Source organism: Rhizobium sp. LjRoot30, assembly GCF_964253915.1.
Taxonomy (GTDB): Bacteria; Pseudomonadota; Alphaproteobacteria; order Rhizobiales; family Rhizobiaceae; genus Metarhizobium.
In genome coordinates, this window is sequence record NZ_CAXUSG020000013.1 from 41,641 (window position 1) to 56,050 (window position 14,410).

The 14,410-nt window shown below is 63.0% G+C and carries 14 protein-coding genes; 9 read left to right on the top strand and 5 right to left on the bottom strand.

Annotated elements, in window-relative coordinates; genetic code table 11:
• Positions 1–201: 201 nt before the first annotated feature.
• Positions 202–1,047: a lysophospholipid acyltransferase family protein gene (locus ACSQ3I_RS22145; RefSeq protein WP_436002683.1), complete on the top strand. Its 846-nt coding sequence runs from the start codon at positions 202–204 to the stop codon at positions 1,045–1,047.
• 33 nt (positions 1,048–1,080) lie between these two features.
• Here the strand turns inward: ACSQ3I_RS22145 and ACSQ3I_RS22150 are convergent, their stop codons facing one another.
• Positions 1,081–2,055, bottom strand: a complete 975-nt coding sequence (locus ACSQ3I_RS22150; protein ID WP_436002498.1) for a hypothetical protein — start codon at positions 2,053–2,055, stop codon at positions 1,081–1,083.
• Between the two features lie 106 nt (positions 2,056–2,161).
• Here ACSQ3I_RS22150 and ACSQ3I_RS22155 point away from each other — a divergent pair, with 106 nt between their 5' ends.
• The gene (locus tag ACSQ3I_RS22155; protein ID WP_436002500.1) at positions 2,162–2,749 is read left to right on the top strand and encodes a nitroreductase family protein; all 588 of its coding nucleotides are present in this window, start codon (positions 2,162–2,164) and stop codon (positions 2,747–2,749) included.
• On the top strand, positions 2,749–3,354 hold the full coding sequence (locus tag ACSQ3I_RS22160) for a flavin reductase family protein (RefSeq protein WP_436002685.1): 606 nt from the start codon (positions 2,749–2,751) through the stop codon (positions 3,352–3,354). Before ACSQ3I_RS22155 ends, ACSQ3I_RS22160 begins: the two co-directional genes overlap by 1 nt.
• Here ACSQ3I_RS22160 and ACSQ3I_RS22165 read toward each other — a convergent pair whose 3' ends face one another.
• Positions 3,355–4,236 carry an HpcH/HpaI aldolase/citrate lyase family protein gene (locus ACSQ3I_RS22165; RefSeq protein ID WP_436002501.1) on the bottom strand — a complete coding sequence of 294 codons (882 nt, stop codon included), beginning with the start codon at positions 4,234–4,236 and terminating at the stop codon, positions 3,355–3,357.
• A 220-nt stretch (positions 4,237–4,456) separates the two neighbouring features.
• Here ACSQ3I_RS22165 and ACSQ3I_RS22170 point away from each other — a divergent pair, with 220 nt between their 5' ends.
• On the top strand, positions 4,457–5,584 hold the full coding sequence (locus ACSQ3I_RS22170) for a DUF2336 domain-containing protein (RefSeq protein ID WP_436002503.1): 1,128 nt from the start codon (positions 4,457–4,459) through the stop codon (positions 5,582–5,584).
• Between the two features lie 38 nt (positions 5,585–5,622).
• Here ACSQ3I_RS22170 and ACSQ3I_RS22175 read toward each other — a convergent pair whose 3' ends face one another.
• On the bottom strand, positions 5,623–6,375 hold the full coding sequence (locus tag ACSQ3I_RS22175) for a carbonic anhydrase (RefSeq protein ID WP_436002505.1): 753 nt from the start codon (positions 6,373–6,375) through the stop codon (positions 5,623–5,625).
• Between the two features lie 124 nt (positions 6,376–6,499).
• On the opposite strand from ACSQ3I_RS22175, the gene ACSQ3I_RS22180 reads away from it, so the two are divergent.
• Positions 6,500–6,982 carry a GNAT family N-acetyltransferase gene (locus ACSQ3I_RS22180; RefSeq protein WP_436002507.1) on the top strand — a complete coding sequence of 161 codons (483 nt, stop codon included), beginning with the start codon at positions 6,500–6,502 and terminating at the stop codon, positions 6,980–6,982.
• Between the two features lie 3 nt (positions 6,983–6,985).
• Here ACSQ3I_RS22180 and ACSQ3I_RS22185 read toward each other — a convergent pair whose 3' ends face one another.
• Both ACSQ3I_RS22185 and parE read right to left on the bottom strand, forming a co-directional pair.
• On the bottom strand, positions 6,986–8,209 hold the full coding sequence (locus tag ACSQ3I_RS22185) for an AI-2E family transporter (RefSeq protein WP_436002509.1): 1,224 nt from the start codon (positions 8,207–8,209) through the stop codon (positions 6,986–6,988).
• A 205-nt stretch (positions 8,210–8,414) separates the two neighbouring features.
• Positions 8,415–10,457, bottom strand: coding sequence for a DNA topoisomerase IV subunit B (gene parE, locus ACSQ3I_RS22190; RefSeq protein ID WP_436002511.1), 2,043 nt, complete (start codon positions 10,455–10,457; stop codon positions 8,415–8,417).
• A gap of 240 nt (positions 10,458–10,697) precedes the next feature.
• On the opposite strand from parE, the gene ACSQ3I_RS22195 reads away from it, so the two are divergent.
• From ACSQ3I_RS22195 to secG, 4 genes are all read left to right on the top strand, one after another.
• A complete protein-coding gene (locus ACSQ3I_RS22195) occupies positions 10,698–11,576 on the top strand; it encodes an alpha/beta hydrolase (RefSeq protein ID WP_436002513.1) in 879 nt (292 codons plus the stop codon).
• Positions 11,576–12,805, top strand: a complete 1,230-nt coding sequence (locus ACSQ3I_RS22200; protein WP_436002515.1) for an FAD-binding oxidoreductase — start codon at positions 11,576–11,578, stop codon at positions 12,803–12,805. Before ACSQ3I_RS22195 ends, ACSQ3I_RS22200 begins: the two co-directional genes overlap by 1 nt.
• 208 nt (positions 12,806–13,013) lie before the next feature.
• Positions 13,014–13,784, top strand: coding sequence for a triose-phosphate isomerase (gene tpiA / locus ACSQ3I_RS22205; RefSeq protein WP_436002517.1), 771 nt, complete (start codon positions 13,014–13,016; stop codon positions 13,782–13,784).
• 101 nt (positions 13,785–13,885) lie between these two features.
• A complete protein-coding gene (secG, locus tag ACSQ3I_RS22210) occupies positions 13,886–14,323 on the top strand; it encodes a preprotein translocase subunit SecG (protein WP_436002519.1) in 438 nt (145 codons plus the stop codon).
• Positions 14,324–14,410 lie beyond the last annotated feature (87 nt).

The window sequence follows — 14,410 nt, forward strand, 5'->3', positions numbered from 1 at the left end:
AATTGCTGACAGCGCCCGTCTTGTGACAGGCGCTGTCAGAATTTTGACATCTGCATGTTATAATGCGGGGAAGGTCGCTGCTGCGCCGTAAAAGAGTCGGCGAAAGCGGCGACCCATCATGAGATGCGGGCATCATCCCGGATGGGAGCCGAAGGCGGCTTCCGGATCGATGCCGAGGGGCGGGGAAACCCGGCAAACCACTTGCAGTTCCAGAAGCTGTCTTATGCCAACGAAAACGATCCGCGTATCAAACGTTGGTTCATCCGTTCCATCGAAGGTCTATCCGGGCGCGACCGTTACGTCCGTGTCTACGAGACCTGGGTTCGCGACATCGTCGGTAAAAGCGACCGGGTATTCGGCCGGATGCTCGATCTCATCGACATTCGCCTGAACGTTCGCGGCGACTGGCCGCCGAAGAACCTGCCGGACACGCCGCTGGTCATCGTCGCCAACCATCCGTTCGGAATCGGCGACGGCATTGCCGTACTGGCGCTGGCGGAGCAGCTCGGGCGGCCGTTCAAGGTGATGATCCACAACGACCTCCTGAAGGTCGATGAAATGGCGCCCTATTCGCTGCCGGTGTCCTTCGAGGAGACCAAGGAGGCGCTGGCGCTGAACCTGAAGACCCGCCACGAGGCGGTACGGCTCTTGAAGGAAGGCATAACTGTCGTGGTGTTCCCGGCCGGCGGCGTCGCCACGGCGAAAAAGGGTTTTGGCCGTGCCGAGGACCTGCCGTGGAAGATGTTCCCGGCAAAACTGATCCAGGCGGCGCATGCGAGTGTCATTCCGATCTATTTCGAAGGCCAGAACGGCCGGCTCTTCCATCTTGCCAGCAAGATTTCGATGACGTTGCGCATTTCGCTGCTCATCCGCGAATTCCGCCGGCTGTCGGGCTCGACGATCTCGTCGCGCATCGGTGAGCTGATTTCCTGGGACGAGCTGAACACCACCGACCGCAAGAACCTGACCACCCGGCTCTACGATGCCGTGTTTTCGCTGGCGCCACCGCCGAAGCGGTTCCTGAAGCGGGCGAACCGGGCGGCTTGACGAAAGCCGCCGGTATTTCAAGATCCGGTTTCTTTATTCGACGCTTTCAGCCACCTTCGGTTCGGCAAGCAGCACCTCGACGTCGGTGTTGCGGCCGGCTTCGACGGTAAAGTCGCGCTGGTAGATCTTGTCCTTGTTGCGGGCGACGGCCGTGTATTGGCCTTCTGCCAGCACCATCGTCGGGAAGGCGCTGACGCTTTCGGCGACGATGTCGCCCGAACTTGCCAGGATCGACCAGGCCGTATCGGCAATCGCTTCGCCGCCCTCGTCGGCCACCAGTTTCAGGGTGATCTTTGCGGCGCGGTGCTGGATCGTCGCTTCCGTCAGCTTGCCGGCCTCGACCTGGATATCGGCGCGAATGGCGGCGTTGACATCGCCATATTCGGAGACGACGTGATAGGTGCCGGCGTTCAGGCGGATGACGGTGTTGGGCGCGACGTCGGCCATGACCAGGCCACGCTCGCCATCCTCGCGCACTTCGGCGGAATAGACCGAAAAGCTCAGTTCCTTCGGTGGAATGCGCACATCGGAGCCGGAGACGGCGTTAAGAAGGATGCCGCCGGCATCGAGCACCAGCACCTGCTTGTCGGCCGTGCCGGTGAACGGCACCTGCAGTTTCTTGGTGGCGCCGGCGCGGCCGAAGGCGACATTGACGAAATAATCGCCCGGCACCAGCTGGAACGCCGCCGAGCCGCCTTCCGAGGTCGCCACCAGCGGCAGCTTGCCGTCGACGCCGGGGATCGGGCTGAACACCCGCCACGACAGGCCTTCCTGCATCGCTTCTCCTTCAGGGGTCAGGCGCGCCTCCATCGTCACGTCCTTGAGCGTGCTTTCCCCCGACGGCAACACGCCCGGCGTCGCGGAAAAAGCATTCAGCTTCGGCATCTTCGAGGTGCTCTCGAGCTGGCGGAAATTCTGGAAGGCGTCTTCGGCGAGAAGCGGGCTACAGGCGGTGAAAAACAGCGTGATTGCGAAGCCGGCGCGTGCGGCAAATGAAAGGGATGACATCTTTTCCGGGGCCGGTTGACTTCTGTTGCAGGTGGCGGCACTTCAAACCAACCGGGCGGCAATTTCAAGGCCGTAACCGCATCCGCAGACATGAAAGCGACCCGATATGCAGAAAGACGCACACCTCCTCGACTATCTCGCCGTCCGCCGCTCGATCCCCGCCTTCCAGATGCGCGATCCCGGTCCCTCGAAAAGCGAACTGGAAGAGATCTTGCGCCTGGCTTCGCGGGTGCCCGACCACGGCAAGCTGGCACCCTGGCGCTTCGTCGTCTATCGCGGCGAGGAGCGGGTAAGGATCGGCGAGGAACTGCTGAAGCTGCGCCTTGAGGTCGAACCAAACCTGTCCGACGAACTGATCGAGGTGGAGCGTACCCGCTTCACGCGCGCACCGGCAGTCGTCGCGGTGGTCAGCACGGCCGCGCCGCATTTCAAGATCCCGGAATGGGAACAGCTGATGTCGGCAGGCGCCCTGTGCCTCAACCTGCTGATCGCAGCCAATGCGCATGGCTATGTTTCCAACTGGCTGACGGAATGGTTTGCCTTCGACGCCCGCGCCTATCCGCTGCTCGGCGTCAAGCCGGGGGAGAAGGTGGCCGGCTTCATCCACATCGGCTCCTCCGATTTCCCGCCGGTGGAACGGCCGCGTCCGGATCTCGGCGAAATCGTCTCCTGGGTCGGCGGCAGCGACGCGTGATGTTTTATACCACCGACGAAAACCGCCACGGCCTGCGCCACGATCCCTTCAAGGCGATCGTCGCTCCGCGGCCGATCGGCTGGATCGGGACGCGGGGGCTGGATGGCTCCCGCAACCTGTCGCCCTATTCGTTCTTCAATGCCATCGGTGATGCACCGAAGCTGGTGATGTTTTCATCCGGCGGACGCAAGGACAGTGCGCGCAACGCCGAAGAAACCGGCGTGTTCACCACCAATTTCGTCAGCCGTCATCTGCTTGAGAAGATGAATGCCAGCTCCGTGGCTGTGCCCTACGGTGTCGATGAGTTCGAAATCGCCGGGTTGACGCCGAAACAGGGTGAGCTTGTCGATGCGCCTTACGTTGCGGAAGCGCTGGCGGTGCTGGAGTGCCGGGTGACGGAGATCCGTAATCCGCTGGATCTTTCGGGAAAGCCGACCGACGACGTGCTGGTTTTCGGCCAGGTGGTGGGCATCCACATCGATGAAACGATCATTCGCGACGGCCGGCTGGACATGGCGGTGGCGCGGCCCGTCGGCCGCATGGGCTACATGGATTATTCCGAAAGCAGCGACGTGTTCGAAATGATCCGGCCGCCGAGGCCCTGATCAGCCGTTGTTTCGACCGGGCGCGTATTGCAACAGGCGGTGCGCCCGGGCGAGATCCCTTTGCGTCAGAACCGTGCCGTCGGCGGCAAAAAGCGGGCCTGACGGGGTTGCGGAAAAACGGGCGACGATTTTCCGGGCCGTATCGATTTCCTCTGTGGTCGGGGAAAACAAGGCGTTGATGACAGGCAATTGCGCGGGGTGGAGTGCGAACTTGCCTTCGAACCCATCCGCCTTCGCTTCCCGGCAGTCCCGCTGCAGGCGGTCGGGCTGCAGCAATCCCGACGGCGAATCGATGGCGACGACACCGGCTGCTGCAGCCGCCATCTGCACCGCCGTGCGGCCGAACCGCAAAGCATCGGTCATGCGGCCCTCCGTGTCGTGAAGCCGCCCGGCGCCGAGATCGGTGGCGAGGCCCGGCATCGACCAGGCGAGACCCATCAGGCGCGGCGAATCGAACGTTCGACCGGAGGCCGCGGCGACGACTCCGCCGGCGGTATCGCCGAGCACGGCGACGATGCCGATGTGACCTTCCGGCAGTCCGTTCATGACCTCCCGGACCGATATCATCACCTCCAGCCGCTGGATGTCGGCCAACGAGCGTGTTGCGGGCAGGACGATGCCATCGGGCGCCCCTTGCATGACCGCGTCGAGATCCGTTTCGGCCAGGCCAGACGGGAAGGCGTGGATCTGCACGAAACACGCGGCCTGTCCGGAAATCCTGGTTTTGCGCGCCTTGAGGAAATCGCTGGTGATGCGCCGGGCGTTGTTTTTGCGGTCGGGAAGGCTGGCGGGGAGATCGATGACGACCGCATCGGCGCCGGAGCGCAGGCTGTCGGTGAGGGTTGGCGAATCGAGGCCGGGAACGAGAAGCCAGGAGCGCATCAGCGCCGCCATCCGGCAGGGGTAAGCGCCTGGCGCTGCATCTCGAAGCCTCTCCTGCTTTCTTGCCGTGTCCGAACCGTCCGTTGCTTCTGAATAGAAGCTGCCGCCAGCAGTTTCAACGGCTTCCGCCGGCGTTAACAAACATGGTGAACCAATCTTAAACTTTTTGCCGTTAGCTTTCACGGTACGAGTTCTTCATGCGCTGAGTCCCGAGGTTAACGTGATTGTAGAGGCATTTCTTCGCTGGGCCGAAAAAGCAAAGACCGCCGACCGGGCGCGTGCTGCAACGGCTTTGGGGCGAGCCTTTCTGATGGCGCGTATCACGCCGCATGAACGTGCCGCCGCAGCGATGGCGATGACCTACCTTCTCGATGACCCGTCTCCGCGTGTCCGCCTGGCGCTGGCCGAGGTGCTGGCCGACACGCCGAAGGCGCCGCGGACGGTGGTGATGTCTCTGGCCGAAGACCAGCCGGAGATCGCCTCGACGATCATCCTGCGTTCGCCAGCGCTGACGGACGCCGATCTTGTCGATCTCGTCGGGCGGGGAAGCACGATGACACGGGCGCTGGTGGCATCGCGAATCAATCTTTCACGGGCAGTTTCGGCGGCGATTGCCGAGGTGGGCGAATGGGCGGAGGTCCTGACGCTGCTCGAAAATCCCGGCGCAGAGATATCGCGTATTACGCTGAAGCGGCTGGCGGAACGCCATGGCGCGGACGGCGACATCCGCAGCCTGCTGCTGCACCGCGATGAACTGCCGGCGGATGCCCGGCATCTGCTGATGCTGCGGGTGAGCGAGGCGCTGGCCGGTTTCGACCTCGTGCGGGTCTCCATCGGCGACGAGCGTGCCCAGAGGGTAACGCGGGAGGCGAGGGATGCCGGCACTGTGTCGCTGGCGGGATCGACCGCCGTGGCGGAACTGCCGGCGCTTGTCGAGCATCTGCGGATCGACGGGCGGCTGACACCGGCGTTCCTGATGCATGCGCTGTGCAGCGGCAAGGTGGATTTCATCGCCGCCGCGCTTGTCAATCTTTCCGGGCTCGATGACCGCCGCGTCCGCTCCATCCTGTCGACGGGACGGATGCATGCGTTGCGGGCGCTTTACGAGGCGACCGGCCTGCCGCGAGACGTCAGTGCGGTTTTCGTCGAGGCGACGCTGTTGTGGCGCCGGGCATCGACCTTGCCGGTTGGCACGATGTTGCAATCGGTTTCGACGCAATTGCTCGACAGGTTCCGCAGCGAGAGACTCGATGCCACGGCTGAGGGTGAATTGCTGGAAATGGTCGAGAAGCTCAACATTGCCGAGCAGCGGCAGATGGCGCGCGATTGCGCGACGCTGGCAGCCTGAGCGGCTTGCCGCCTCTGTCGCCCGACCCGTAACCCCGTTTATTGTGTGTCGCGCACCACGAGGCGGCCGTTCATCGGCTGCAAAGGCCTCGCATTCATCTGGAACCGTTCCTTGAATTTGGCGATCTGCGCCATGGAAGCGGTGATCGGTGTCGTCATCATATGCCAGCTGACGCCTTCGCTGCAGGGCGGCGTGGTTAGGGATCCCATGAATTTGAAATAGGTATCCTGCTTCGGCAGGAATTTCGACAGGTCGGTTTCGATCGTCTCCAGCTTGGCCGTGGCGCCGGATTCTTCCGGAGCGTTCCAGAAAATGTCCTCGAGTTCGGTATTGACCGGACCTTCGTCGATCATCACGCCGACCACGGCAAGCGCGCCCTTGGCGTTCTTGTGAACAAGGTGCAGTTCCAGCGGATATTCCTTGCCTTCGATATGGTATTCGCTCGGCGTGTGGAAATGGAACTGCACCAGCTGGTATTCCTCGCCATCGGTGACGATGGTGTGGCCGGCCGGGACGTTGACCTGGATCGTGTGGCCGTTGTTGACGATCTCCGTCGGGATGGTTCCGTAGCGGAACCGGATCGCCGGAAGGTCCTCCGTGCTGGTGGACAGGATGTCGATCGGCGACTGGACCTGGCCAAGTTCGCAAGCATGAAAACTCTCGTTCAGCACCGCCCAGTGTTCCGGCCCTTGCGGGCCGTCATAAGTCCAGTGGACGTCATGGGAATCGACCGCTCCTGCGGTCGAGGCAGAGAGTGCTACGAAAAGCGAAAGGGTCAGCAGGCGGTGCATGGCAGAGATCCGCATCAAGAACTCGGTTGGAGCGGAGGATAGCGGACGGGCTATGAATCTTCCGTTATCGTGCCTCTTCCCGCCGGCTTGACGCCTGGCCGATGCTTATGTTCAAGACTGCGGCATGCAATTTTCCGCGGGGACAGACGTGACGATTACCATCAGCAGAGAGCTGCCACGCCAGGATGGCGTGATCCGCCTTCTTGAAATGTCAGATGCCTATATGGCCTCGCTGTATCCGGCCGAAAGCAATCACCTCGTCGATGTGTCTTCGCTGGAAGGCGACGCCGTGAGTTTTTTCGTCGTTCGGCGGGATGGGGCTGTCGTCGGTTGCGGCGCTCTGGTGGCGGCGGCTGACGGAACGGCGGAAATGAAACGGGTCTTCGTCGATCCGGCCGCGCGTGGCCTGAAGATCGGCAACCTTTTGATGGCGAAGCTTGAAGATCATGCCAGGGAGAGCGGCTTTTCGGCGATCCGGCTGGAGACGGGCATCAGCCAGCCGGAAGCGATCGGGCTTTATCGCCGCAGCGGTTATGTGGAGATCGGTCCCTTTGGCAATTATGCTGCCGACCCGTTGAGCATTTTCATGGAAAAACGGTTGGACTGACTGTCAGGCCGCCGATTCTTCTTCCTGCTTGACGAGGGGCGGAGAGGCCGGTTTCGCCGTCGCGGTGACCGTGGTCTGGTCGGCGGGCTGAGCCTGCGCCTCCTCGGCGGAGATTTCCGCCTCGCGCAGCCATTCGCGCCAGATTGCCACCAGAAGAGCCATCAGCACCGGACCGATGAACAGGCCGAGGAAACCCATCGTCTTGACGCCGCCGATCAGGCCGAAGAAGGTCGGCAGGAACGGCAGCTTGATCGGGCCGCCGACGAGCCTTGGACGCAGCGTCTTGTCGACGATGAACAATTCCACCGAGCCCCAGACGAACAGGCCGATGCCGGCAATGGGCGTGCCGCTGGCGACGAGATAGATCGAGATCAGCGTGAAAGACAGCGGCGCGCCGCCCGGTATCAGCGCCATCACGCCCGTCAGCACGCCGAGCGTTACCGGCGAGGGGACGCCGGCGATCCAGTAGGCGATGCCGAGCACGATGCCTTCGCCGATGGCGATCAGCGTCATGCCGGTGACCGTGGAGCTGATGGTGGCCGGCACGACGCGGGAAATGCGTTCCCAGCGGGTGGGCAGGATACGCTCGCCGAGCAGATCGACCTGTTTCGCGAAGGCTTCGCCATTGCGATAGACGAAGAACAGCGCGATCATCATGAACAGCAGGGTGAGGAACAGGTGGAAGGCGCCACCGCCGGCGGCCAGGACCGCCCTGTAGATATTGCCGATATTGGCGCCGCTCGCCACCTGCATCAACGCGCCGATCGAGCCGGGCGTGGAAATGTGTTTTGTCCACTGCTCGCCGATCCAGGGTCCGACGCCGGGAAGCGCGACCATCCATTCCGGTACGGGAGCCCCGTCGCGATTGGCTTCGACCACCCACATGAACCACTGCCGCACTTCATCTATCGTATAGAAGACGGCCATGGTGATCGGCACGACGAGGAAGGCAAGGATCAGCGTGATGGCGATCGTCGCGGCGATGGTGCTGTTGCCGCCGACATTGCGCTGCAGTTTCGAATAGATCGGCCAGCTTGCGAAGCCGATGACCAGGGCGGCGAGAACCGGCACCAGGAAACCGTGGAAGAAATAGATACCGGCGAGAAAGACCAGCACCAGAAGCCAGCGGGCGGCCGAGAGCGGCGGGATCAGGGCGGCGCGGGGCGGGGTCGACGGACCGAGCCATCGCGGCTCGCCGCGGCTTCGTGTTGGATCAGGGACGGTCAAGACAGCTTCTTTACAGGTTCGCGTTTGCCACAGACTATGGGTGATCGAAGCCGGCGTTTCAAGCTTGCGTCCGCATGTGCGGTTGCCGTTTCCTCTACCCCGTCACGATCCTAGCAGCCAATCTCTAAAACATTATGGCGGGACAGGGTTTATCGATTGCTGCACGGCGATGCGGCGGTCTTGCGCGGCCGCATCGCCGATAGCATCAGATATCGAGATTTTCGGCGAAGGCGGCCCTGTCCTGGATGAAGCGAAAGCGGGCCTCGGGCTTGGTGCCCATCAGCGCGTCGACCGCATCGCGGGTGCCTTCGAAATCCACCTCGTCGATGGCGACGCGCAAAAGCGTGCGTTTCGACGGGTCCATGGTGGTCTCCTTGAGCTGCGCCGGCATCATCTCGCCAAGGCCCTTGAAGCGGCCGATTTCGACCTTCTTGCCCTTGAAGGTGGTTTCCATCAGCTCCTGCCGGTGCCCGTCGTCGCGGGCATACAGCGTCTTGCCGCCCTGCGTCATGCGGTAGAGCGGCGGTACGGCGAGGAACAGATGGCCGCCGCGGACCAGCTCGGGCATTTCCTGGTAGAACAGGGTGATCAGCAGCGAGGCGATATGGGCGCCATCGACGTCGGCATCGGTCATGATGATGATGCGTTCGTAGCGCAGGTCTTCTTCGCGGTACTTGGTGCGCGTGCCGCAGCCGAGTGCCTGGATGAGATCGGCGATCTGCTGGTTGGCGGACAATTTGTCACGGCCGGCGCTGGCGACGTTCAGGATCTTGCCGCGCAAGGGCAGGATCGCCTGGTTGGCGCGATTGCGCGCCTGCTTGGCGGAGCCACCAGCCGAATCGCCCTCGACGATGAACAGTTCGGCGCCTTCGGCGGTGTTTTGGGAGCAATCGGCAAGCTTGCCGGGCAGGCGCAGCTTGCGCACCGCCGTCTTGCGGTTGACTTCCTTTTCCTTGCGGCGGCGGACACGTTCGTCGGCGCGTTCGATCACCCATTCGAGCAGCTTGGCGGCTTCGGCGGGGTTGTCGGCGAGGTAGTGGTCGAAGGGGTCGCGCAACGCGTTCTCGACGATGCGCTGGGCTTCGACTGTGGCGAGCTTGTCCTTGGTCTGGCCGACGAATTCCGGTTCGCGGATGAAGACGGAGAGCATGCCGACGGCCGAAATCATCACGTCGTCGGTGGTGACGATGGCGGCGCGCTTGTTCTGCGTCAACTCGGCGTAGTTTTTCAGGCCCTTGGTGAGCGCGATGCGCAGGCCGGCCTCATGCGTGCCGCCTTCGGGCGTCGGGATGGTGTTGCAGTAGGAATGGATCTGCTGGTCGCCGCCATACCAGGTGACGGCCCATTCCATCGCGCCGTGGCCGCCGGTCTTTTCCGTGCGGCCGGAAAAGATTTCGCGGGTGACGGTGAATTCCTTGCCGAGCGTCGCCTGCAGGTAGTCCTTCAGGCCGCCGGGGAAATGGAAGACGGCCTTTTCGGGATATTCCGAACCTTCCGGCAGGACGCCGGGATCGCAACTCCAGCGGATCTCGACGCCGCCGAACAGATAGGCTTTCGACCGCGCCATGCGGAAGATGCGGCCCGGATCGAAACGGACGTGGTCGCCGAAGATCTGCGGGTCCGGATGGAAGCGCACGCGGGTGCCGCGCCGATTGTGGACGTCGCCCAGCTCCTCCAGACCGCCCTGTGGCAGGCCACGCGAAAAGCGCTGGCGATAGAGCTTGCGATTTCTCGCCACCTCGACTTCGAGAAGATCGGAGAGGGCATTGACGACCGAAACGCCGACGCCGTGCAGGCCGCCTGAAGTCTCGTAGGCCTTGCCGTCGAACTTGCCGCCGGCGTGCAGCTTGGTCATGATCACTTCGAGCGTCGACTTGCCGGGAACCTGCGGGTGGTTTTCCACCGGGATACCGCGGCCGTTGTCGGTGACGGTCAGGAAGCCCTGCGTGTCCATGTGCACTTCGATGAAGTTGGCATGGCCGGCGACCGCCTCGTCCATCGAGTTGTCGATGACTTCGGCAAAGAGATGGTGCAGCGCCTTTTCGTCGGTGCCGCCGATGTACATACCGGGACGCATGCGCACCGGCTCCAGCCCTTCGAGCACCCGGATCGCCGAGGCGTCGTAGGTGTCGCTGGAGGTTGCCGGGGGCGCCGGGCTGCGTGTTGCGGGCTTGGCGGCGGGCGCCATGGCCTGCGGTTCCGGCTGCGGCGGCGCCGGGACTGCGGAAAAGAGATCGTTGTTATCCATCGAATTCTTCAGATCTTATCCTTCAAGGCCGATCGGGCCGGCGCTGGGAGAACGCGGCGCTCGGACGGCCAACGCATTTGTACCTGCTTTGTTCGTCAGGCCGCGAATCACCGGGATTATGCCGGAAACCCTGCAAAAGCGCGATGCCCGGCAAATCAGCGGCAAACTTTGGCATCAGGATTGCTTTGCGGAGCCGGGGATGGCAAGGCAGAACCGCAGTGCAAAGGAACGGGGCGGCACATGTCCACAACTCATTTCCGGATTCTTGCTTTGACGGCGCTTCTGGCCGCGTTTTTTTCGCCGGCCGCGGCGGGCGCGAAAGCGCTGCAGCCCTTCAAGGACGAGCTGTTTTCCGCCCAGACGGTGCTGGAAGGCCGCGACAACGGCGATTTCCAGCGCATCGACTACCAGAAAATGCGCGACATCTACGAGCGTGACCAGATCCCCGAGCAGCGGGTGAAGCGGCGTTTCGTCGATCTTGGCATCAAGAAATATCAGGCCAACGAAACGCTGGGGCTTGGCGAGCGGAAGCTCGATCTCTTTCGTGCCGGACCGGCCCAGAACGCCGCCTTTACGGTGATCTTCGTCCACGGTCGCGGCGGCGACCGGCGGCTGGGTGCCAACGACTACAGGTTCGGGGGGAATTTCAACCGGCTGAAGAACCTGGCTGTCAGAAATGGCGGTGTCTATTATGCGCCGAGCGTGCGCAGTTTCGACGCTGCGGGCGTTTCCGATGTCGCCGGGCTGATCCGCTATGCAGCGGCGCAATCGCCGGGAAAACCGGTGATCCTGTCCTGCGCCTCGATGGGCAGCTTCGTCTGTTGGGGGGTGACACGCGAGACGGAGGCGGGCCTGCTGTCGGGCATGGTGATCCTCGGCGGTGCGACCGACCCCGATTTTACGGAGAGCGTTTTCCACAAGGCGAAGCTGCCGATCGCATTCTTTCACGGAAGCGAGGATAGCGTTTATGCCGCAACGGATCAGATCGCCTTCTACGACCGGCTGCACAAGGCCGGCTATCCGGCTCGCTTCACTCTGTTCGAGACGGGTTCGCACGGCACGCCGATCCGCATGATCGACTGGCGTGCGACGCTGAACTGGCTGCTTGCGGGCCGTTGATGGGGATGGCGGCACCGGACGAGCGCAATCTGTCGGACAGGCAAACCGTTTCTGCCGATCGTTTCGAAAACGAGGCCGTCGATCTGGGCGGACCGTTTCTCGGCGTCGGTGGACGCCTTTCCGGCGGGGCGCTTGTCCGCGGTGGCGGCATGCTGATCGACATGCGGTCGCGCAACCGCATCCTCTCCTTCGATCCGGGCACCGGCGTCATCGATTGCGAGGCCGGGGTGACGTTGCGGGCCATTGTCGGCAAGGCGGCGGTGCAGCGGTTCTTCCTGCCCGTCACGACAGGCAGCGCTGCGGCAAGCATCGGCGGGATGGCTGCTGCCGATCCTGCCGGGCGGAATGCGCTGCAGCGCGGCCGGTTTTCGGAACATGTTCGGTCTTTGCGGCTGATTAGAAGTTCGGGCGAGGTGCTGACCTGCTCGCGTCAGGACAATGCAGCGCTGTTTGCCGCGACGCTGGGCGGATACGGCCTGACGGGGCTGATCCTTTCCGTCGAACTGCAGTTGATGAAGGTGCCTTCGGCGCATGTGCAGCGCCACCTCCTGCGTTTTTCCGCGCCGGAGGATGGGCTGGCGCTCGCCCGCGAGCGGGCGGAACTGCATGAATATGCCTGGGCCTGGCTGGATATGGCGGGACGCGGCATCGTCATCGCCGCCGATCACGCCGATGCCGGTTCGGACCTGCCGGATATGCCGAAACGTCGCCGCCTGCCTCTGACCGTGCCGTTGCTGCCGTGGTTTTTTCATCCGCGCGTTGTCCAGGCGGCTGGCAGGGTTGCCTGGTACGGGTTGAGGGGCGGGGAAGCGGCGAAGACGGTGGCGTGGTGGGATTTCTTCTGGCCGCTGGAGGCGTCGCCGTGGTCCGGCGGGGCGCTGCTGCCGGCAGCCTTCCGGCGTTTTGCCGTGGAATTGGCGCCGCAGGCGGCGGCTGAATTTTTGGAGGCGTGCCGGGCAGCGCTGCGGATGGCGGGAAAGGCACCTGTTCTCACGGAATTCCGGCCGGGCGGCGATTGCGATGGCATTCTGATCGTACTCCCGGAGGACGGGCGCCCGACCACGGCGCTCATCGGTCACCTGGCGGCGATTGCCCGGACGTTTGGCGCCCGGCGCCTGCCGGTCGATATCGACCTTTCCGGAGAGGGCGCGTGGCCGGTGCCGGCATCGCTGCATGGCTGGCGAGACCCGCGCTTTTCCGCCGAGCTCTGGGCAGGTGGCAAAAATTAACTGTACCTTTTCGGAAAACTTTCGCTTTCCGCGAAAATCTTGCCGGAAATCGTTGATTCCGAGCCTATTCCGACTATGAAAGGGTGTAAGTGCAGGGGGAAGGGGCGCGCAGGCAGGCTTTCCGGCCTATCGCTGGCCTAAGGGAAGATTCCGCTACGTCAGCCTTTCTCCGGCATTCAAGTCTCGTTAACCAAGAATGGACTGTCTGATGACCCCGGATGTTCGCCCGCTTGTTGCGGGAAACTGGAAAATGAACGGCACGCGTGCCTCTCTTGACCAGATCAAGGCGATGGCTGAAGGCGTCCTGTCGCCTCTCTCGGACAAGGTCGAGACGTTGATCTGCCCGCCGGCGACCCTGCTTTACGTTGCTACCGCGCTGTGCACCGACAGCCCGCTCGCCATCGGCGCGCAGGATTGCCATCAGAATGCTTCCGGCGCCCATACGGGGGAAATTTCGGCGGAAATGATTGCCGATTGCTTCGGCACTTATGTGATCGTCGGCCATTCGGAGCGGCGGACGGACCATGCCGAGACCGATCACCTGGTGCGCGCCAAGGCGATTGCCGCGCATGCGGCCGATCTGACCGCGATCGTCTGCATCGGCGAAACCGCCGAACAGCGCCAGGCCGGCCAGACGCTGGACATCCTGAAGCGGCAGCTTGCCGGCTCGGTTCCGGACGAGGCGACCGCGGAAAACACTGTTATTGCTTATGAGCCCGTCTGGGCGATCGGCACCGGCCTGACGCCGACGGTGAAGGACATTGAGGAGGCGCATGCCTTCATGCGCAAGGAACTGGTGGCCCGCTTCGGAGACCAGGGCAAGACGATGCGCATTCTCTACGGTGGCTCGGTGAAACCCGGCAATGCCAAGGAATTGATGGGTGTCGCCAATGTCGATGGCGCATTGATCGGCGGCGCGAGCTTGAAAGCCTCCGATTTCCTCGCCATCTATCGGGCATACGAAGAATTGCTGGCTTGACGTCTTCAAAATGCCATGGGGGCTTGGAATAGACGAAAGCCTCATGTAAAGAGCCGCCAACGCGTTTTGACTTTGCCCGCAAGGGACAGGACTGGAAACCCATGCAGACCGTATTGATCGTCGTTCACCTCATGATCGTGCTGGCGCTTGTCGGCGTCGTGCTGATTCAGCGCTCCGAAGGCGGCGGCCTTGGCATCGGCGGCGGTTCCGGTTTCATGTCGGCCCGCGGCACGGCCAACGCGCTGACCCGCACGACCGCCATTCTCGCCACGCTGTTCTTCATCACTTCGCTGGCGATGGGCATCCTGGCACGCTACGAATCGCGTCCGAGCGACATTCTCGACCGTATCCAGAGCACGACGGGCCAGGGCAACGGCGTCCTCGACCAGCTCGGCGGTACGACGAACACCAATGGCCAGCCTGCGACCAACACCGATGGTGCCGTTCCGGCAACCGGTGACGCGCAGCCGACGACCGGCGACGGCGCGTCGACGACCACGACGAACACCAACACGACCGGCGTTCCGACGGGTCAGTAACAGACTTCTCAGAGTCAAGCGCCGGCAGGCTCGAAAGACCCTGCCGGTTTTCTTTTGTTGATTATCCACCGCCAGATCCCGAAAAAT